Source organism: Kitasatospora acidiphila, from assembly GCF_006636205.1.
Classification (GTDB): Bacteria; Actinomycetota; Actinomycetes; order Streptomycetales; family Streptomycetaceae; genus Kitasatospora; species Kitasatospora acidiphila.
Genome location: NZ_VIGB01000003.1, coordinates 2,425,581 through 2,444,218, shown reverse-complemented (window position 1 = coordinate 2,444,218; position 18,638 = coordinate 2,425,581). Strand labels below are relative to the sequence as shown.

General features: G+C 70.8%; 17 protein-coding genes and 4 pseudogenes. 17 read left to right on the top strand and 4 right to left on the bottom strand.

Going from position 1 to position 18,638, the window contains the following annotated elements; all coding sequences use genetic code 11:
• Positions 1 to 197 precede the first annotated feature (197 nt).
• The 4 genes and pseudogenes from E6W39_RS11740 to E6W39_RS43475 all read left to right on the top strand — a co-directional run.
• Positions 198 to 2,582 (top strand): phosphoketolase family protein, encoded by a 2,385-nt coding sequence (locus E6W39_RS11740; protein ID WP_141633495.1) that lies wholly within the window; start codon positions 198 to 200, stop codon positions 2,580 to 2,582.
• A 40-nt stretch (positions 2,583 to 2,622) separates the two neighbouring features.
• Entirely contained in the window at positions 2,623 to 3,432 is an 810-nt protein-coding gene (locus E6W39_RS11735) for a universal stress protein (RefSeq protein WP_141633494.1), read from the top strand.
• A gap of 145 nt (positions 3,433 to 3,577) precedes the next feature.
• Positions 3,578 to 4,438, top strand: a complete 861-nt coding sequence (locus E6W39_RS11730; RefSeq protein WP_220140203.1) for a universal stress protein — start codon at positions 3,578 to 3,580, stop codon at positions 4,436 to 4,438.
• Between the two features lie 225 nt (positions 4,439 to 4,663).
• A pseudogene (locus E6W39_RS43475) lies at positions 4,664 to 5,446 on the top strand (aldehyde dehydrogenase family protein); the annotation flags it as partial.
• 74 nt (positions 5,447 to 5,520) lie between these two features.
• Here the strand turns inward: E6W39_RS43475 and E6W39_RS43470 are convergent.
• The gene (locus E6W39_RS43470) at positions 5,521 to 5,820 is read right to left on the bottom strand and encodes a hypothetical protein (protein WP_323809174.1); all 300 of its coding nucleotides are present in this window, start codon (positions 5,818 to 5,820) and stop codon (positions 5,521 to 5,523) included.
• Between the two features lie 176 nt (positions 5,821 to 5,996).
• Here E6W39_RS43470 and E6W39_RS43465 point away from each other — a divergent pair, with 176 nt between their 5' ends.
• Positions 5,997 to 7,835 (top strand): iron-containing alcohol dehydrogenase, encoded by a 1,839-nt coding sequence (locus E6W39_RS43465; protein WP_323809007.1) that lies wholly within the window; start codon positions 5,997 to 5,999, stop codon positions 7,833 to 7,835.
• 23 nt (positions 7,836 to 7,858) lie between these two features.
• Here E6W39_RS43465 and E6W39_RS44525 read toward each other — a convergent pair whose 3' ends face one another.
• Positions 7,859 to 8,230: a hypothetical protein gene (locus tag E6W39_RS44525; RefSeq protein WP_141633493.1), complete on the bottom strand. Its 372-nt coding sequence runs from the start codon at positions 8,228 to 8,230 to the stop codon at positions 7,859 to 7,861.
• Positions 8,231 to 8,265: 35 nt separating this feature from the next.
• Positions 8,266 to 9,081, bottom strand: a complete 816-nt coding sequence (locus E6W39_RS11715; protein WP_228718102.1) for a helix-turn-helix transcriptional regulator — start codon at positions 9,079 to 9,081, stop codon at positions 8,266 to 8,268.
• 127 nt (positions 9,082 to 9,208) lie between these two features.
• On the opposite strand from E6W39_RS11715, the gene E6W39_RS39275 reads away from it, so the two are divergent.
• The 11 genes and pseudogenes from E6W39_RS39275 to E6W39_RS44100 form a co-directional block, all read left to right on the top strand.
• Positions 9,209 to 9,349, top strand: a complete 141-nt coding sequence (locus E6W39_RS39275) for a hypothetical protein (protein ID WP_181799751.1) — start codon at positions 9,209 to 9,211, stop codon at positions 9,347 to 9,349.
• 88 nt (positions 9,350 to 9,437) lie between these two features.
• Complete coding sequence (gene folE / locus E6W39_RS11710; protein WP_228718652.1) at positions 9,438 to 10,007, top strand: GTP cyclohydrolase I FolE; 570 nt, start codon at positions 9,438 to 9,440, stop codon at positions 10,005 to 10,007.
• 50 nt (positions 10,008 to 10,057) lie between these two features.
• Positions 10,058 to 10,414, top strand: a complete 357-nt coding sequence (locus E6W39_RS11705) for an arsenate reductase family protein (protein WP_141633491.1) — start codon at positions 10,058 to 10,060, stop codon at positions 10,412 to 10,414.
• A gap of 292 nt (positions 10,415 to 10,706) precedes the next feature.
• Positions 10,707 to 11,267: a hypothetical protein gene (locus E6W39_RS11700; protein ID WP_141633490.1), complete on the top strand. Its 561-nt coding sequence runs from the start codon at positions 10,707 to 10,709 to the stop codon at positions 11,265 to 11,267.
• Positions 11,268 to 11,851: 584 nt separating this feature from the next.
• On the top strand, positions 11,852 to 12,154 hold the full coding sequence (locus E6W39_RS41415; protein WP_228718101.1) for a DUF427 domain-containing protein: 303 nt from the start codon (positions 11,852 to 11,854) through the stop codon (positions 12,152 to 12,154).
• The gene (locus E6W39_RS11690; protein WP_228718100.1) at positions 12,151 to 13,584 is read left to right on the top strand and encodes a dihydrolipoyl dehydrogenase family protein; all 1,434 of its coding nucleotides are present in this window, start codon (positions 12,151 to 12,153) and stop codon (positions 13,582 to 13,584) included. The genes E6W39_RS41415 and E6W39_RS11690 overlap by 4 nt, the downstream gene beginning before the upstream one ends.
• A gap of 42 nt (positions 13,585 to 13,626) precedes the next feature.
• Positions 13,627 to 15,168: a radical SAM protein gene (locus E6W39_RS11685; RefSeq protein WP_141633487.1), complete on the top strand. Its 1,542-nt coding sequence runs from the start codon at positions 13,627 to 13,629 to the stop codon at positions 15,166 to 15,168.
• Complete coding sequence (locus E6W39_RS11680) at positions 15,168 to 16,028, top strand: class I SAM-dependent methyltransferase (protein ID WP_141633486.1); 861 nt, start codon at positions 15,168 to 15,170, stop codon at positions 16,026 to 16,028. Before E6W39_RS11685 ends, E6W39_RS11680 begins: the two co-directional genes overlap by 1 nt.
• Entirely contained in the window at positions 16,025 to 16,783 is a 759-nt protein-coding gene (locus tag E6W39_RS11675; protein ID WP_141633485.1) for a class I SAM-dependent methyltransferase, read from the top strand. The genes E6W39_RS11680 and E6W39_RS11675 overlap by 4 nt, the downstream gene beginning before the upstream one ends.
• A gap of 189 nt (positions 16,784 to 16,972) precedes the next feature.
• Positions 16,973 to 17,173: pseudogene (locus E6W39_RS44105) on the top strand (transposase family protein); the annotation flags it as partial.
• A gap of 10 nt (positions 17,174 to 17,183) precedes the next feature.
• Positions 17,184 to 17,726: pseudogene (locus tag E6W39_RS44100) on the top strand (CopD family protein); the annotation flags it as partial.
• On the opposite strand, the pseudogene E6W39_RS11660 reads toward E6W39_RS44100, so the two are convergent.
• A pseudogene (locus E6W39_RS11660) lies at positions 17,632 to 17,919 on the bottom strand (hypothetical protein); the annotation flags it as partial. The pseudogenes E6W39_RS44100 and E6W39_RS11660 sit on opposite strands and share 95 nt — an antisense overlap.
• 252 nt (positions 17,920 to 18,171) lie before the next feature.
• On the opposite strand from E6W39_RS11660, the gene E6W39_RS11655 reads away from it, so the two are divergent.
• The gene (locus E6W39_RS11655) at positions 18,172 to 18,597 is read left to right on the top strand and encodes a DoxX family protein (protein WP_141633484.1); all 426 of its coding nucleotides are present in this window, start codon (positions 18,172 to 18,174) and stop codon (positions 18,595 to 18,597) included.
• Positions 18,598 to 18,638: the final 41 nt, after the last annotated feature.

Here is an 18,638-nt window from a genome sequence, read left to right as displayed (position 1 = left end):
CGTTCGTCCTCGGCGATGTGGCCCGTCATGGCCCGCCCGCGGTGCGCGGGAGGTTCGGCTGGGCCGCAAGTCCCTCTCCCAGGCGTTGGGCCATGACCCGGTCGGCCCTGTGTCAGGCCGGGTGCGCGGCGTGACGATGGGTAGGGCCCGCCGCCGGCGGCCAGCGAAGTCGACCGATTCCCGAGGAGACCGCCGCCATGACCGTCACCGCCGCTTCAACGCCCGCAGAGCCGAGCGAGGCCGAATTGCGGGCGCTCGATGCCCACTGGCGGGCCGCCAACTACCTGGCGGCCGGTCAGATCTACCTGATGGCCAACCCGCTGCTGCGCGAGCCGCTGCGCCCGGAGCACATCAAGCCGCGGCTGCTGGGCCACTGGGGGACCTCGCCGGGCCTGAACCTCGTGTACACCCACCTCAACCGGGTGATCTCCGGGCGTGACCTGGACACCGTCTGCGTCTGGGGCCCAGGCCATGGCGGCCCGGCAGTGCTGGCCGGCTCCTGGCTGGACGGCAGCTACACCGACACCTATCCGTCCGTCACCCGGGACGCCGAGGGCATGGCGAAGCTGTTCCGGCAGTTCTCCTTCCCCGGCGGCGTGCCCAGCCATGTCGCCCCCGAGACACCCGGCTCCATCCACGAGGGCGGCGAACTCGGCTACGCCCTCTCGCACGCCTACGGGGCCGCCTTCGACAACCCCGCCCTGCTGGTCGCCTGCGTGATCGGCGACGGCGAGGCCGAGACCGGACCGCTGGCAGCCTCCTGGCACAGTGACAAGTTCCTCGACCCGGTGCACGACGGCGCGGTACTGCCGGTCCTGCACCTCAACGGCTACAAGATCGCCAACCCGACGGTGCTCTCCCGCCTGCCCGAAGCCGAACTCGACGCCCTGCTGCGCGGCTACGGCCACGACCCGCTGTACGTCACCGGCGCGGACCCGATGGCCGTTCACCGCGCGATGGCCGCCGCCATGGACACCGCCCTCGACAAGATCGCCACGATCCAGTACGAGGCCCGCACCGACGGCTCCACCCGGCGCCCGCACTGGCCGATGATCGTGTTGCGCACCCCCAAGGGCTGGACCGGCCCGCACGAGGTGGACGGTGTCCCGGTGGAGGGCACCTGGCGGGCCCACCAGGTGCCGCTCGACCAGGTCCGCACCAACCCCGCCCACCTCGCCCAGCTGGAGGCATGGCTGCGCTCCTACCGCCCCGAGGAACTGTTCGACGAGCACGGGCAGCCCACCGCACCGGTCCTCGCCTGCGTCCCCGACGGACAGCGCCGTCTCGGCGCCAACCCGCACGCCAACGGCGGCCTGGTGCTGCGCGAGCTTCCCTTGCCCGCCCTGGAGCGCTACGCCGTCCCGGTCGACAAGCCCGGAGCCACCCTCCACGAACCCACCCGCGTGCTGGGCGACCTGCTCGAACAGGTGATGGCCGACACCGCGCAGCGCCGCGACTTCAGGATCGTCGGACCGGACGAGACCGCCTCCAACCGCCTCCAGGCCGTCTACGCCGCCACCGGCAAGGCATGGCAGGCTGACACCCTGCCGGTCGACGAGCACCTGGCCCGCGACGGCCGGGTCCTGGAGATCCTCTCCGAACACACCTGCCAGGGCTGGCTGGAGGGCTACCTGCTGACCGGCCGCCACGGCCTCTTCTCCTGCTACGAGGCGTTCGTCCACATTGTCGACTCGATGGTCAACCAGCACATCAAGTGGCTGCGCACCACCCGGCAGATCCCCTGGCGCGCCCCGATCGCCTCCCTCAACTACCTGCTCACCTCGCACGTCTGGCGCCAGGACCACAACGGCTTCTCCCACCAGGACCCCGGCTTCGTCGACCACGTCCTCAGCAAGAGCCCCGAAGCCGTGCGCGTCTACTTCCCGCCGGACGCCAACACCCTGCTCGCCACCGCCGACCACGTGCTGCGCAGCCGCGACTACGTCAACGTCGTCGTGGCCGGCAAGCAGCCCTGCTTCGACTGGCTGAGCCTGGAGGAGGCTCGCGCCCACTGCGCCCGCGGGGCCGGCGTCTGGGAGTGGGCCGGCACCGACGACGCCAGCGGCGAGCCGGACGTGGTGCTCGCCTGCGCCGGTGACGTACCGACCCAGGAGGTGATCGCCGCCGCACAGCTGCTGCGCCACCACCTGCCGGACCTGCGGGTACGCGTGGTGAACGTGGTCGACCTGGCCCGGCTGATGCCCGCCGAGGAGCACCCGCACGGCATGCCCGACGCCGAGTTCGACGCCCTGTTCACCCGCGACAAGCCGGTGGTCTTCGCCTACCACGGCTACCCCTGGCTGATCCACCGCCTCGCCTACCGCCGCACCGTCCACCCGCACCTGCACGTACGCGGATACAAGGAGTCCGGCACCACCACCACGCCCTTCGACATGGTCGTCCGCAACGACCTCGACCGCTACCGGCTGGTGATGGACGTCATCGACCGCGTCCCCGGCCTCGCCGTCCGAGCCGCCGCCGTCCGCCAGCAGATGGCCGACCAGCGCAGCCGGCACCACGACTGGATCCGCGAACACGGCACCGACCTGCCCGAGATCGCCGACTGGAAGCCCGGCAACTGACCCGGACCGAAAGGCGCCCCACCCGAAGGAGACGATCACCATGGACCTGCCCGTAACTGTCGGCGTCGACGGCTCCGACGCCAGCCTGGCGGCCGCCGACTGGGCCGCACGCGAGGCGCTGCTGCGCGGCCGCCCGCTGCGCGTGCTGCACGCCCTGCCCCTGATGCCGCACCTGCTCCCCAGCTGGAGCCGGCAGACCCGGCCCGCCGGTGACCTGCTCCACGAGGTCCGGCACGTCCTCGCGGTGCGCCACCCGCAGTTGCTGGTCCGCACCGACGAGGTCCACGATGCCGTCACCTCGGCGCTGGTCGCCGCAGGGGAGGATGCCGAGCTGCTGGTGCTCGGGGCACGCGGCAGCGGCGGCTTCCCGGAGCTTCGCGTCGGCTCCACCGCGCTGCACATCGCCGCCCGGGCGGGCAGCCCCACGGTGCTGCTCCCGGCGAACGGCCCGGGCGCGCATCCGCGCGAGCAGGTAGTGGTCGGGCTGGACGCCCGCCGCCCGGCCGAGGCGGCGCTGCTCTTCGCCTTCCTGGCCGCGCAGAGCTACGGCCTGCCGCTGCGGGTCGTGCATGCCGGGGCGGGGCCGGTGGGAGCGGGCGAGGGCCACCACGGTGAGAGCGTGCTGCTCGCCCGAATCCTGGAGCCCTGGAAGGCGGCCCATCCGCAGGTCGAGGTGATCGCGGACACCGAGGGCACCGCACCTGGCCCGGCGCTGGTGGAGGCGTCGGCCAAGGCACGGCTGCTGGTGCTCGGCCGCCACCCGGCGGATCGGGTCGGCCTGCTCGGCCCGGTGGCCCACGCCGTCCTGCACCACGCCGACTGCCCGGTTGCGGTCGTCCCCGAGGCATGAGTACAGCCCCTGACCGGGACCTTCGGAACCGGTCAGGGGCTGCTCGGCCTCTGTGGCAGGCCCTTCGCCAGGCGCGAGCCTGTCCGTCAGACACGAGGTCGCGCGCATCGGTGCCGCGACCGCAGAAACGAAGGAGGTCGTGACCATGTCTCACGCTGTGGTGGTGGGAGTCGACGGATCGGCGCAGAGCGCGGCGGCGGCCGAGTGGGCGGCCTACCAGGCCCACCGGAGCGGCCGGGTGCTGCGGATGATCCACGCCGGTGGAGTGGAGCCGGCGCTGTCGGCGGAGCCTATGGACCTGGTGCAGTCGCTGCCCCGGCCGGTGCTCGAACTGCGGGACCGCCTCGCTGAGGTGCTGCCGGGCCTGCAGATCTCCTGCAAGCACGTGCCCGGCCACCCGGCCTACGCATTGGTCGCTGCCGGGGACCGGGAGGGTCTGCTGGTGATCGGCTCCCGCGGGCTCGGCGGGCTCACCGGACTGCTGGTCGGGTCGGTCGCGCTGCGTGCGGCGGCGCACGCCGCCTGCCCGGTGGTTCTGGTCCGGGCGGGCACGGACGGCGACGGCGGTGTGCAGTCCGACGTGGTGGTGGGGGTGGACAGCACCCGGCCCTGTGCCGAGGTACTCGCCTTCGCCTTCGAGCAGGCCGCCGAACGGGGGGCGAAGCTGCGGGCGTTGGAGAGCCGGAACCTGCCCACCGGGCGGTACGTGACGGCGGCTCCGGTGGACCCGCCGGAGATCACGGACGCCTTGGCAGCGGAAGCGCTGGTCCGGCTCCAGGACGCGCTGGCACCTTGGCGGGAGAAGTTCCCCGAGGTGCGCGTCGAGGCCGGGGTGACTGGCTGGCCGGCCGGGCGGGCACTGGTGGAGGCCTCCCGCAGCGCTTCGTTGGTGGTGGTGGGCCGGCGGACCCCGAAGATCCGGCCGGCCGTGCCCGGACTGGGCGCCGTGGCCCACACAGTGCTGCACCACACGCACAGCCCGGTCGCGGTGGTGCCGCACGACTGACCCGCAAGGCCATCGTGGCCGTGGCAGGACCGACACCCGGTCCCGCCACGGCCACCGGCATGTCCGGCCCCCGGGGCGTGGTGACCCCAGCCGGGACCTTCGGCCCGCAGGCGTACCCCAACGGCCGCCTCCCTGTACGGCGTTGCTCGGGAAGGCTGTGGGTCAGGCGCGAGCGAGCCCGCCAGCGCACGATCCCCGGATGACGAACCGAAAGGTGGTCCCGCCATGCCCCGCCGCCCGCAGGCCGAGGAACCGAATCCTGCCGCCCCCGCCCCGGCCGGCACCACCGCTGTCGACGCCCTGGTCGCCGACGCTCTGACGGCTCTTCGGGAGTACGCCGACTTCACCCAGGAGCAGGTCGACCACATCGTCAAGAAGGCGTCCCTGGCCGCACTGGCCCAGCACACCGGCCTCGCCGCGCTGGCAGTCGAGGAGACCGGGCGCGGCCTGTTCGAGGACAAGGCCGTCAAGAACGTCTTCGCCTGCGAGAACGTCACTCACGTGATGGCCCGGACGAAGACCGTCGGAGTGGTGCGCCGTGACGAGATCGACGGGATCGTGGAGATCGCCGAGCCGGTCGGCGTGGTCGCCGGCATCATCCCGGTCACCAACCCCACCTCCACCACGATCTTCAAGTGCCTGCTGGCGCTGAAGACCCGCAATCCGATCGTGTTCGCCTTCCACCCCTCGGCTCAGCGCTGCTCGGCGGAGGCGGCCCGGATCGTGCGGGACGCCGCGGTGGCGGCCGGAGCACCCGCGTCCTGCATTCAGTGGATCGAGGAGCCGTCGATGGCGGCCACCCACGTTCTGATGAACCACCCGGATGTGGCTACCTTCCTGGCCACCGGCGGCAACGCGATGGTGCGGGCCGCGTACTCCTGCGGCAAGCCTGCCCTCGGCGTCGGCGCCGGCAACGTCCCCGCCTACCTCGAGAAGAGCGCCGACCTGAAGCGGGCCGTCAACGACATCGTGCTGTCGAAGAACTTCGACAACGGCATGATCTGCGCCTCCGAGCAGGCCGTCATCCTGGACGCGGAGATCCGCGACGCGGCGCTCGCCGAGTTCCGCACCTTGAAGGCGCATCATGCGAGCGCCGAGGAGAAGGAGCTGCTGGAGCGGTACCTGTTCCCCGCCGACGACGGGGGCTCCTCCTGCGCGGGCGAGCGGCTGAACGCCGACGCGGTGGGCCGCAGCGCCCACGAGATCGCCGCGGCGGCCGGGTTCGAGGTGCCGGGCGACACCTCGGTGATCCTGGTGGACGTCGAGCGGGTCGGGCCATCGGAGGCGCTGACTCGGGAGAAGCTCTGCCCGGTGCTGGCCGTGCTGACCGCGGCCTCGCGCCGCGAGGGCGTCGAACTGGCCGCGGCGATGGTGGAGTTCAACGGGCTGGGGCACTCGGCGGCGGGAGGACGCGGCGTTCGTCGAGGAGTTCGGTCATGCGGTCAAGGCGTGCCGGATCATCTGGAACGCGCCCAGTTCGCAGGGCGGCATCGGCGACATCTACAACGCATTCACCCCCTCGCTGACGCTGGGCTGCGGCTCCTACGGGCACAACTCCGTGGCCGGGAACGTCTCGGCACTGAACCTGCTGAACATCAAGCGGATCGGGCGGCGCAACACCAACATGCAGTGGTTCAAGGTCCCGCCGAAGATCTACTTCGAGCGCAACAGCATCAAGTACCTGGCGAGCATGCCGAACGCGCACCGGATCGTCATCGTGACCGACCGGACCATGGTGGAGATCGGCCACCTGGAACGGGTCCGGGGAATCCTGGACCGCCGACGCGACCCGGTCGAGGTCCGGGTCGTCGACTTCGTCGAGCCCAACCCGAGCATCGACACCGTACGGCGGGGCGCCGAGCTCATGCGCGACTTCCGCCCCGACACCATCGTCGCGCTCGGCGGCGGCTCGCCGATGGACGCCGCCAAGGTGATGTGGCTGATGTACGAGCACCCGGAGGTCGACTTCGCCGACCTGAAGGAGAAGTTCTTCGACATCCGCAAGCGCGCCTTCACTTTCCCCGACCTGGGTGAACTGGCGAAGCTGGTGTGCATCCCGACCACCTCCGGCACCGGAGCCGAGGTCACCCCGTTCGCGGTGATCACCGACACCGCCACCGGCCAGAAGTACCCGCTCGCCGACTACGCGCTCACCCCGAGCGTGGCCATCGTCGACCCGGCGCTCACCACCCGCCTGCCCAAGGACGTCACCGCCGACACCGGCTTCGACGCCCTCACCCACTGCATCGAGACCTACGTCTCGGTCTACGCCAACGACTTCACCGACGGCCTCGCCCTGCAGGGCATCCGGCTGATCTTCGACAACCTGGAGCCACGCACCCAGGTCGGCCCCGCCACCGCTCCGATCACCAGCGACGTCATCGACTACGAGGAGGTGCTCGCCACACTCGACCAGCAGCTCGACTGGCTGGCCGCCACCTACGTCCACGCGCTGGACGTCATCCACTACATGCACGACAAGTACGCCTACGAGCGTCTGGAGATGGCCCTGCACGACCGCGACGTCCGGCGCACCCTGGCCTGCGGCATCGCCGGCCTCGCGGTGGCGGCCGACTCGCTCTCCGCCATCAAGCACGCGACCGTCCGCCCGGTGCGCGACGACACCGGCCTCGCTGTCGACTACCTCGTCGAGGCCGAGTACCCGGCCTACGGCAACAACGACGACCGGGCGGATGCCATCGCGGTGCGGCTGGTCGAGGAGTTCATGGACAAGGTCCGCAAGCAACCCGCCTACCGCGGCGCCGAGCACACCCAGTCCGTGCTGACCATCACCTCCAACGTCGTCTACGGCAAGAAGACCGGCGCCACCCCGGACGGCCGCAAGGCCGGCGAGCCGTTCTCCCCGGGCGCCAACCCGATGAACGGCCGCGACCGCCACGGCTACGTCGCCGCCGCCCTCTCCGTGGCCAAACTCCCCTACGAGCAGGCCGAGGACGGCATCTCCCTCACCAACACCGTCACCCCCGACGCGCTCGGCCGCACCGAGGAGGAGCGGATCACCAACCTGGTCGGCGTCCTCGACGGCTACACCGCCTGCCACGGCTTCCACATGAACGTCAACGTCCTGGGCCGCGACACCCTGCTCGACGCCATGGAACACCCCGAGAAGTACCAGCAGTTGACCATCCGGGTCAGCGGCTACGCGGTCAACTTCGTCCGACTCACCCGCGAGCAGCAGCTCGACGTGATCGGCCGCACCTTCCACTGCCCCGCTGCTTGCTGTAGTCCCACTTCCGGGCGACCAGCCTGCGGTGCCACGCGAGCAGTGTCCCGGGCGTCACCGGAAACACCTGCGCCCACCGGCGTCGGGGGATCAGCGACGACAGCGCCGCGAACCACAGCCGGTCCGCCGGCTCGTACCGCACTGGCGCGGTGAGTTGCCTGCGCAGTACCGCGTTCTCATGCCGCAGCACCAGTAGTTCGGCGTCCTTGGCCGCGTCCCGACGCAGCAGTACTGCCGGAACCGCGAGCAGCCTTGCGCGCCACCTTGTACACCAGTGAGACGATCACTCGGACAGAGTTCCAGGAGGCGTGACGGCTCGCCAGATCCACTGCGAGCAGCAGCGATGAGTTTCCGAACGGCACACGCTTGCCAGCGGCAGTAGCCAGTCCGCCATCCGCCGGGAACGGACGAACACCATCTTGGCCGCGAACGCCCCGTAGAAGAAGCAGACGGAGAGCGAGGCCGCCGGTCACAAGGCGCTGCCGGCTCAGGGTGTCCAGCCAGATGGCGACGCCCTCGGCGACCAGGCGATCCAGGTTCTCACTCATGATCTCCTGCGTCCGTCGCCGCCGAGCTGTCGCGGCTACGGGGTGGGGCCCTCGTCCGTCTCCGCAGTTGGGCTTTCGAGGTGTTTCGCGCAGCCGCCGTCGCCGCCCGCCGGGGGCTTGTCGTTGTCGGAGGCGGCGGCGCGTAGTTCGACGCAGCACTGACCGGGCCGGGGCGCCAGGACAGCGTCGATGCCGTGGGTTTCCAGGCCGGCGAGGAAGCCGCAGAGGAAGGCGTGGTTGATCCCGCACACCAGCTCGGGGGAGCGGGCGGCAAGGGGGTGGAAGGGGCAGTTGAGTAGCCGCAGTTCGGTGGGTGCCTGGCGGTCCGGTTCGAAGCCGTGTTCCTCGAGCATGGCCTCGCTGAGGGTGAGGGACCGTTGGGGGCCGAGCCGGCCCGGGCGGGTGCGGGTGCGTTCGGCGGCTCCGACTTCCTCGCCGTGCCGGCGGGCGGTGCGCAGTGCGGCGGCGCGCGCCTCCTCGCCGGGTTCATGGGTGAGGACGGAGTCGATCAGGATCTCAGCCAGGATGTCGGGGCGGCGCTCGGGGATGCTGATGCGGATGTCCGCCTCGGTCGGCTCGTAGACCTTCGGCTTGCGGCCGACCCTTCGGATGCCGCCGGGGCTCTCGTAACGGGCGTGCAGCAGCCCGGCCGCGACCAGCTTGTCGAGGTGGAAGGCGGCGAGCTTGGCCGAGATCCCGACCTCGGCGGCCGCCTCCTCACGGGTGACGGGCCGTCGGGCGCGCCGAACGAAGCCGTACATCCTGCGCCGCTGCTCGTCCGCGAGGACCGAGGCCGCCTCGACGCCGGCGATGCCGGACGACTCGGGCGAGAGCAGATCATCGGAAGCCACCCTTCAACAATAACGCCGACCTGTGTACGTGTAACCCTGGCCGGCCGGCCGTTTCCTGTGGTACTTGACCTCGCTCTCGAATAACACCAATACTTGTTGGTGAAATACTGTCCATGGAGGCCCGGCCATGTCGAGTGAGCTGCAGCACCAGGCGACGCGACCGGTGAGCGCGCTGCTCCCCGGGCCGTGCGGACACCCGTTCCATCCCATCCTGGTCGCGGTGCCGATCGGCGCCTGGGCGGCCCCGCTCGGTATCGGCGGCAAGTGACATGACCCAGCACCAGCACTTCCCCGCCTCCCTCGTACCCCCGGCCGACGCGGCGGAGGAGATACGCCTGCCCGCCGCGCTGCGGGTGATGCACGAGGTCGACGGCATCGACCTTGGTGCGGCAGAAGAGGCCGCCGGACAGTTCCTGCGAGCGCTGGGCGTACGCATCGACACCGAGAGCATGCGGGGCACGCCGGGCAGGATGGCCCGCGCCTACGCAGAACTGTTCAGCCCCAGGCCGTTCGACCTGACCACATTCCCCAACGACGAGGGCTACGACGAACTCGTCCTCGCCCGCGCCATCCCCGTGCGGTCGGTCTGCGAACACCACCTGCTACCGTTCGTCGGCACCGCCCACGTCGGCTACCTCCCCGGAACCCGCATCCTGGGCCTGTCCAAACTCGCCCGCGTCGTCGAGTACTTCGCCTGCCGCCCCCAGGTGCAAGAACGCCTCACCAAACAGGTCGCTGACTGGCTCCAGGCCCAACTCGATCCGAAGGGCGTCGGCGTGGTCATCGAAGCCGAGCACACGTGCATGACCCTGCGCGGTGTCCAGGCCACCGGATCGACCACCATGACCTCCACCCTCCTCGGAGTGCTGCGCCACGACGCGCGCTCCCGGGCCGAGTTCCTCGCCCTGACAGGCGTCGCCTCCTGACCACCACCGGCGGCCCCGCCGACCAGCCCGCATCCGAAAGACCGAGGTCAATGGAAATCTGGATCAATCCCGCCTGTTCCAAGTGCAGTTCCGCGTTGTCGCTGCTCGACGAGGAGGGCGCGCAGTACACCGTGCGGCGCTACCTGGACGACCCGCCGACCGCCGCAGAGCTCGACGAGGTCCTGCACCGGCTTGGCCTGGAGCCCTGGGACATCGCCCGCACCGGCGAACCGATCGCTTCCGAGCTGGGTCTTGATGGCTGGGAGCGCGACAGCGACAGCCGCAACCGGTGGATCGCGGCCCTGGCCGCCCAACCGATCCTGATCCAGCGGCCGATCATCACCGCCGACGATCACACCGCCGTCGTCGGCCGGACACCGGAGGCGGTCCGCTCGGTCCTGCTATAGCCCCTGCGTGCCATCCACGTTCATCGGGACGATGCTCAGTCCGCTGTCCTGGCTGCACCCGCGGCGCAGAACACCATCCGCGCCGTCGGGGCGGGGGCTGTGGCGGCGGAGCTGCCCGCCCGGTCCGCGATTGCCGATCAGGGCATGCCGTGGCGGCGTCGGTTTGACGCGGATCCGGTGCACCGGGTCAGGGCGGTTCGCGGGTGAGTACCTCCCACGGCTGTTCCGCGCGCCGGCACCCGGATGCGTCGCCTGGCGGGCTCATCCGGCCGGGCCCGACTACACCAGAGACATGGCTGCCGACACGGTCGAGGCGCACGACGACGCCCCGAATCCGGAGGTGCCCCGCCCATGCGACCTGTGCGGTGGCCCTCCCACCAATGATCCTGAGATCTTCGCCTTGGTCGTGGATTCCTCGTTCATTCACAGCACTGACCAGAGGTTCGACGGACAGCGTTTCCTGGTGGCCTGTGGCCGCGTGCATCTCGCCGTTCTCGTGGAGCGGTACAGGCGTCGGCCGTTCATCGAGGAAGAGCTGTGGGCCGGCCAGGTGGCGAGGGCAGCCACCTGGCTCAGTCGCCTGCGAACCCCCTACGACCTCGAGTCCCTCGCGCAGGCCGCGGGCGTGACACAGGAAGAACTCCTCCGCGCCGCTCGCTGGACGGTCGACCAGGGCGAGCGGCAACCCGAGCACGAGCTGTTCCTCCGCCTCGCCCAGGACGACGGCACAGTGCGAGTCGGCCCGGCCCCCGTGTGCTGGCCCAATCCGAGAGCTACCGGGGATGAGCCGGATCCGGGCTTGCCAGAGCAGGGGCTTGAACCGATTCGTCCGGGCGCCGCTCTGCTGCAGTGACGGTCGCCCGCGTGGGCTGTCGGCGGCCGCGCCACGGAGCCTGGTGGGTTCGCTGTGCGGCGGTTCGCGCTTCCCGGGGCATCGTCGGGCCGCCCGCGAAGGCCACGAGGTAGCCGACACAGCCGGTGCCCATGGCGTGTTCACCTCCTGTCGCGCCCTGTGCGAAGCAGTCGCCGCCACTGTGCGGGGCGACCAGGGCCACGCCCGCGACGGTCACGGTCTCGTGGCCGTGGGCCACCGATCGGACGAACGCCGCCGCCTGCTGGTCTTTCCAGATGCCGACCGGCCTGAAGGGCAGACGGGTGCGGCGGAGCCCGAGCTGCAGCAGCGCGCACTGTGCGCAGCCGGCCTGCCAGTACACGACGACTTCGTCGCGCTTCGCTGCTGTCGTGTGGGTGTTCACTCCTCCTCATGTTCGCATTGGTGCGTAGCCCGCCAACACGCCGCTGTTGATGATCTCCACCCTGGTCAGGGGCGCCGACGCCATGATGAACGGATCGGCCGGCGCCACGGTCGGCCTGCGGCGCCCGACGTGGCGAGCGCCTGCCGACCGCGCATGGACCGGAGGAAGGAGTGGAGCCCCCATGATGCGCGCAGTCTGGAACGGCGCGGTGCTCGCCGAGACGGCCCGGACCAGGGTGGTCGAGGGCAACCACTACTTCCCGCCCGAGTCGCTCCACCGCGAGTACCTCACCGAGTCCGCCACCAGAACGCTGTGCCCATGGAAGGGCGTCGCCCGCTACTACACGGTGACCGTCGAAGGCCTGGCCAACCCCGACGCCGCCTGGTGCTATCCCCGCCCGCTGTTCCTCGCCCGGCGGATCAAGAACCATGTGGCCTTCTGGCACGGCGTCACGGTGGAAGGCACACCGGAGAAGCAGCCGTGAGCCGGGCATACGACCTGGTCGTGATCGGTGGCGGTAGCGCCGGGCTGACTGCGGCACGGGTTGCGGCAGGCCTGGGCGCCCGGGTCGCGCTGGTCGAACGCGCCCGGCTGGGCGGGGACTGCCTGTGGACCGGCTGCGTGCCCAGCAAGGCGCTGCTGCACGCCGCCGCAGAGGTCCACGCCGCCCGGCGAGTCGCCCGCTACGGCCTCCCGGCTGCGACCGGACCCGCGGACTGGCAGGCCGTGACGGTGCACCTTCGCGCGGCCATCGGCCGCATCGAGCCGCACGACTCGTCGGTTGCCCTGGAGCGGCTCGGCGTTGAGGTTGTCCATGGAGTTGCACGCTTCGGCGGGCCGCGCCATGTCGACGTCGAGGGGCGGCGGCTCGTCTTCCGGCACGCCCTGATCGCGACTGGCTCGAGGCCTTCCCTGCCGACCGTGCCGGGGCTGCGGGACGCCGCTCCGCTGACCACCGACACCGTCTGGGACCTCGACAGGCTTCCCGACCGGCTGCTGGTGGTCGGTGGTGGTGCCTCCGGCTGCGAACTCGCTCAGGCTTTCGGCCGGCTCGGCTCCCATGTCACGCTGCTCGAAGCCGAGCGGAGACTGCTTCCGGCCATGGATGCGGCGGCGGGCGGGCTGTTGGCCTCTCGGCTGACCACCGAGGGCGTCGAGGTCCGTACCGAGGGGCCCTTGCGAGCGGTCCGGCTTGGTACGGCGGAGTTCACCGACACCGAAGGTGCCGTCCGTACGGTGGAGTTCGACCACCTGCTGGTAACGGCCGGACGCATGCCGAACACCGACGGGCTCGGGCTGGAACAGGCCGGTGTGCTGACCGACGAACGCGGTCTGATCCGCGCCGATGCCCGCCTGCGGACCGCCAACCCGCGGATCCACGCTGCGGGCGATGTCACCGGTCGGATGCCGTACACGCACGTCGCCGGAGTCCAGGCCGCCGACGCCGTCCTCGGCGCACTGCTCGGCCTGCGCCCACGGCTGGACTACGGCGCGGTGCCGTACGTGGTCTTCACCGACCCGGAGGTCGCCCAGGTCGGCCCGACCGCCGAGCAGGCCGCCCGTGTGCACGGCCCCGGTGTCCGCACTCGTCTCCTGGCACACGAGGAGATGGACCGGGCCGTCACCGAGGACGCCACCGACGGCTTCACCCAGCTCGTCCTCGACCCGCGAGGAAGGATCCTCGGCGCCACAGTCGTCGGCCCCCGCGCCGGCGAGGCGATCGTCGAACTCGCCCACGCCGTGCGCCTCCGGTGGACACCCCGACGGCTCGCCGCCACCGTCCACCCGTACCCCACCCATGCCGACGGGCCGTGGCTCGCCGCATTGGAGGAGGTCCACCGTGCGCTGGCGGCCCCCCGCAGCCGTGTGTTCACGGGCAGCCTGCTGCGGCTGCGGCGTGGAGTCCTGCGATGAGCAACTCCGACCGCACCGCTACCCAGAACAAGGGACTCCCCGATGACCGAACCTGTCACGCCTCCTCAGAAGACGGACCGGGACGAGGTGTTCCTGGAGTTCACCAAGAGCATCTGCCCGGTCTGCAAGGCCGTCGTCGACGCCCAGGTCAACATCCGCCAGGACAAGGTCTACCTGCGCAAACGCTGCAAGGAGCACGGCCGGTTCGAGGCACTCGTCTACGGCGACGCCCAGCAGTACCTGGACTCCGCGCGGTTCAACAAGCCGGGCACCCTCCCGCTGGCGTTCCAGACCGAGGTGCGGGACGGCTGCCCGACCGACTGCGGCCTGTGCCCGGAACACAAGCAGCACGCCTGCCTGGGCATCATCGAGGTCAACTCCGACTGCAACCTGGACTGCCCGATCTGCTTCGCCGACTCCGGCCATCAGGCCGACGGCTTCTCGCTCACCCTTGACCAGGTCGAGAAGATGCTCGACACCTATGTCGCCGCCGAGGGTGAACCCGAGGTGGTGATGTTCTCCGGTGGTGAACCCAGCATCCACAAGCACATCCTGGACTTCATCGACGCCGCCCGCTCCCGCCCGATCGGCAACGTCGTCCTCAACACCAACGGCATCCGCCTCGCGACCGACCGGCACTTCGCACCCGCCTTGGCCGAGCGCGGCGTCATCGTCTATCTGCAGTTCGACGGCTTCGCCCCCGCCACCCACCTGGCCATCCGCGGCAAGGACCTGCGCGAACTCAAGCAGCGGGCCCTGGACGCCTGCGCCGTTGCCGGCCTGCGCGTCATGCTCGCCGCCGCCGTCGAACGAGGGCTGAACGACCACGAGGCGGGCGCCATCATCCGCTTCGGCCTCGAACACCCGGCCGTGCGCGGCGTCGTCCTGCAACCCGTCACCCACTCCGGCCGACACCTCGAATTCGACCCGCTCACCCGTCTCACCAACTCCGACGTCATCCAGGCCGTCGCCGACCAACTCCCCGACCTGCTACGGCCCGATGACTTCTTCCCCGTCCCGTGCTGCTTCCCCACCTGCCGCTCCGTCAGCTATCTGCTGACCGACGGAACGGACGTCGTGCCGCTGACTCGGCTCGTCCAGCTGGAGGACTACCTGGACTACATCGCCAACCGCGCTCTGCCCGAACCCGGGCTTCGCGGAGCACTGGAGAAGCTGTGGTCGGCCTCAGCGTTCCCCGGCACCGCCACCACCTCGGCCCAACTGGACTGTGCCACCTGCGGGATCGACCTGCCCAAGGCCCTGCGCGCGGTCGTCGACAAGGCCTTCATGCTGGTCGTCCAGGATTTCCAGGACCCGTACACCCTCAACGTCAAGACGCTGATGAAGTGCTGCGTCGAGATGCTCACCCCCGACGGGCGGATCATCCCCTTCTGCGCCTACAACTCCGTCGGCTACCGCGAACAGGTCCGCGAACAGCTCACCGGCGTCCCGGTCGCCGACGTCGTGCCCAACGCCACCGGGCTTCAGCTCCTCCTCGAACCCTCCCCGCACGGTTCCAAGACCGCCCGCAACCGCGGGAAGACTGCCGGGCGCGCCGGCAACAACACGGGGGAGGCCCTCTGATGAGCGGCCCCCAGCGCGAAAACCCGCAGCCCGACGACCCGCAGACCCTCAAGGCGTGCTGCGCGAGCGCCTACCAGTCCGATGCCGTCACGGCTCTCCTTGGCACCAGCCTCCATCCGGGCGGCCCGGCACTCACCCGCCACCTCGCCCGCACGCTCGAACTCGCGCCCGGCATGCGCGTCCTGGACGTGGCCAGCGGAACGGGCAGCACCGCGCTCCTGCTGGCCGCCGAGTTCGGCTGCGAGGTCGTAGGCGTCGACCTCGGCGAGCAATCCGTGGCCCGCGCCCGCGCAGCCGCCGAACAGGCGGGGCTCGCCATGGGGGTCCCTCCGGTCGGAGGCCGGGGGAGGGTCACCTTCCGGACCGGCGATGCCGAACAACTCCCTTTCCCTGACGGCTCCTTCGACGCGGTGATGTGCGAGTGCGCGTTCTGCACATTCCCCGACAAGCCCACCGCCGCCCTCGAGTTCGCCCGCGTCCTGCGCCCCGGCGGACGGGTCGGCATCACCGATGTCACTCTCGCCCCCAGCAACCTCCCGCCCGAACTCGCGGAACTGGCAGGCTGGGTGGCCTGCCTGGCCGACGCCCGCCCGCTGGAGCGGTACGCGGCTCTCTTGACGGCCGCAGGACTGCACACCGTCCGCACCGAACGCCACGACGACGCCCTGCGACGCATGGTCGAACAGATCGACGCACGGCTGCGCGCGCTCCGGATCGCTGGAGCTGCCGTCCCCGGCTTCGCCGAGCCGGTCGACCTCGACCGGGCGCTCGCCCTGACCGCCCACGCCGCCCGCGCGGTCGACGACGGTACGGCCGGCTACGCCCTCCTCGTCGCGCAGAAACCGCAGGCAGCGCAATGACCCGGACGGCCGCGGACTGGGCCGCCTACCTGGACGTCTTCCACCAGGCTCACCCTGGCATCACCGAGGCTGTCCTGCGACGCGCGCATGCCGACGGGACCACCCCTTACCAGTGGCTGGCCGAGACCGTACCTGCCGGGGGAGTCCTCCTCGACCTGGCCTGCGGCAGCGCCCCCATGTGCGCCGTCCTGCCACCAGCCGTCCGCTATCTGGGGGTGGACCGCTCGTCGGCCGAGCTGGCCGCCGCCCGCACTGCCGACGTCGGACCGCTGCTTCGCGCGGACGCGACCGCCCTGCCGCTCGCCAGCGGCAGCATCGACACCGTCGTCTGCTCGATGGCCCTCATGCTGCTCACCCCGCTTCCCAGAGCCCTCCGCGAGATCCGGCGCGTCCTGCGACGGGGCGGCCTCCTGGTCGCGACCGTCCCGGCCACCGGGCCCCTGCGAGCCGGTGACTACGCGCTCGCAGCAGCCCTGCTCCTCGCCATCCGGCGCACCCTGCGCTACCCAAACGACCGGGCCATGCGACACCTGCCCGCCGCACTCGCCCGCGCCGGGCTGGAGCTGAGGAGTGACGAGCGCCGCTGCTTCACCCTCCCGCTCACCCGACCGGACGACGGAAGCCTTCTCCTGGACTCGCTCTACCTACCCGGACTCACCCCGACCGCCCACCGCCGCGCCCTCCGGGTTCTGCGCGCGGCCCACCGGACGGAGGTCCCGATCCCGCTGCGACGGATCACAGCAAGAGCCCGATGACGCAGCCACGTGCCCGCAGAACTGAGTGATCGTGTCGGTGGCGGCACTGTCTTCGAACCGATATTTCGCCGGTGGATGCGGGCGTTAACGGGCGAGTGTCATGAATTCGGCTCTGGCGCACATTCGGTGGCAACGAAGGGTGACAGGATTCGTTGACAGCCCGTGCGAGATGTCAATGAGCTTGTAGGCATGGTGTTTTCGGGGTTGTCGCCGCTTCTGGTCGACCTTGTCGAAGACGAGGGTGCCCTGATCCGTGTGCGAGCGCGAACACCCTACGGCCCGGTGGCGTGCCCGAGATGCGGGGCCGAGGCGGTGCGGGTGCACAGCTATCACGAGCGGACGGTCGTCGACGTGGCGCTCGATGCCCGACGGGTGGTGATTCGGGTGCGCTTGCGGCGTATGGATGAGCTGGCGGCACGTCGGCGCAATCGACCAGCTCTGGACGACCGGTTACGGCCTGGCCCTGCTGGTGAAGGTCATACTGGTCCTGGGCCTGATCACGGCCGGCGCCGTCAACCAGCTCTGGCTGATGCCCCGCATCGCGCAGGCCCGCCGCACCGCCGACACCACCTCACTCCTGCGCCTGACACTGCGACACTTCCCGAAGGGTCGTCTGGTGCGAGGTCGCCCTCGGCCTTGCCGTACTCGTGGTCATACCCTTCCTCAGCGGCTCGGCCCGCACCGAGGCCCGCAGCCCGCAGGTCGCCTCCTCAGCCGGCGTCTTCACCGCCGGCGCAGCCCTCGCCATCGCCCTGGCCGTCTCCCTCTACGCAACGGCCAAGGCATCCGACGCCCGCGCACGCCGACAAGCCCCCGTTGCCGTGCCCTGAGCCGGCGGCGATCCCCGTGGCGGTCTCGGACAGCAGGTCGTCAGCGGTCAGTACCACGACGATCCAGGGGCAGGCCGCCAGTATCGCGTGGATGGCGTCCGCGGCGACGGTGATCCGCTCGCGGGGCTGAGCGGGCAGCTGTTCGGGCCGGCGCAGGCGCCGCGCCGCGTAGTCGTCCACCAGCAGTACAAGCAGTTCGTCCTTGTCGCGGGCGTGCTGGTAGGGCGCCATCGGCGTACTGCCGGGCTCTGTGGCCAGCCGGCGCTGCCCTCGGCGAAAAGGTTGTCCACCCTGCTCAGACTGCACTTTGGTACTCGTGGAGGAAACCCCCGAGCCCGTCGGCGCGGCGCATGCAGAGGCGAGCGATGTGCGCTGATCCCCGAGGTCACGGTCCAGGGCGATCGGGCCGGGCTGATCCACGGGCGGCAGACCGTCGGCGAGCTGCTGGTGCTGGAGGAGGGAGCTGCCGAAAAACTTCTTCTCCCAGGACCGATGAGTTCAGGCGGTGGCGGCGGTCAAACCTGAGAAACCAACGACAGCCGACCAGGGAGACCTGAAATGTCCAGTACCGTCACCGCCGCCACGACCACCGCCACCGCCGCGAAGTCCGGCAAGGCCCTGGGCCGGGTGGTCTGGACGCTGCGGATCCTGCTCGCGCTATTCTTCGCCTTGGCCAGCGCCCTGCCCAAGCTGCTCGCGCTTCCCGCCGCCACGACCGTCTTCGACGCCATCGGTGTGGGCCACTGGTTCATGTACCTGACCGGACTGGTGGAGCTGGCCGGAGCGGTCGGCCTGCTGGTCCGCCGACTGGCCGGGCCGGCCGCGACGGCGCTGATCATCTTCCTGGCGTTCGCGTTCGTCACCCAGCTCACGGCGATGCACGGCGAGAACGCCGGGACCCCGTTCATCTTCATGGCGCCGCTGGCCGTCATCGCCTGGAACCGGCGCGCCGAGACGGCTGAGCTGCTCCGCCGCCCGCGCTGACCCGCTGCTTGGTGGGGTCCGCCAGCAGAGGGCCACCGTTG

Excerpts from the sequence above, each read along its gene's own strand:
- E6W39_RS11685 (WP_141633487.1), top strand. The coding sequence starts at position 13,627 with ATGACCGAACCTGTCACGCCTCCTCAGAAGACGGACCGGGACGAGGTG.
- E6W39_RS11740 (WP_141633495.1), top strand. The coding sequence starts at position 198 with ATGACCGTCACCGCCGCTTCAACGCCCGCAGAGCCGAGCGAGGCCGAA.
- E6W39_RS11735 (WP_141633494.1), top strand. The coding sequence starts at position 2,623 with ATGGACCTGCCCGTAACTGTCGGCGTCGACGGCTCCGACGCCAGCCTG.
- folE (WP_228718652.1), top strand. The coding sequence starts at position 9,438 with ATGCACGAGGTCGACGGCATCGACCTTGGTGCGGCAGAAGAGGCCGCC.
- E6W39_RS11730 (WP_220140203.1), top strand. The coding sequence starts at position 3,578 with ATGTCTCACGCTGTGGTGGTGGGAGTCGACGGATCGGCGCAGAGCGCG.
- E6W39_RS39275 (WP_181799751.1), top strand. The coding sequence starts at position 9,209 with ATGTCGAGTGAGCTGCAGCACCAGGCGACGCGACCGGTGAGCGCGCTG.
- E6W39_RS44525 (WP_141633493.1), bottom strand. The coding sequence starts at position 8,230 with ATGAGTGAGAACCTGGATCGCCTGGTCGCCGAGGGCGTCGCCATCTGG.
- E6W39_RS11680 (WP_141633486.1), top strand. The coding sequence starts at position 15,168 with ATGAGCGGCCCCCAGCGCGAAAACCCGCAGCCCGACGACCCGCAGACC.
- E6W39_RS41415 (WP_228718101.1), top strand. The coding sequence starts at position 11,852 with ATGATGCGCGCAGTCTGGAACGGCGCGGTGCTCGCCGAGACGGCCCGG.
- E6W39_RS11675 (WP_141633485.1), top strand. The coding sequence starts at position 16,025 with ATGACCCGGACGGCCGCGGACTGGGCCGCCTACCTGGACGTCTTCCAC.
- E6W39_RS11700 (WP_141633490.1), top strand. The coding sequence starts at position 10,707 with ATGGCTGCCGACACGGTCGAGGCGCACGACGACGCCCCGAATCCGGAG.
- E6W39_RS11655 (WP_141633484.1), top strand. The coding sequence starts at position 18,172 with ATGTCCAGTACCGTCACCGCCGCCACGACCACCGCCACCGCCGCGAAG.
- E6W39_RS11705 (WP_141633491.1), top strand. The coding sequence starts at position 10,058 with ATGGAAATCTGGATCAATCCCGCCTGTTCCAAGTGCAGTTCCGCGTTG.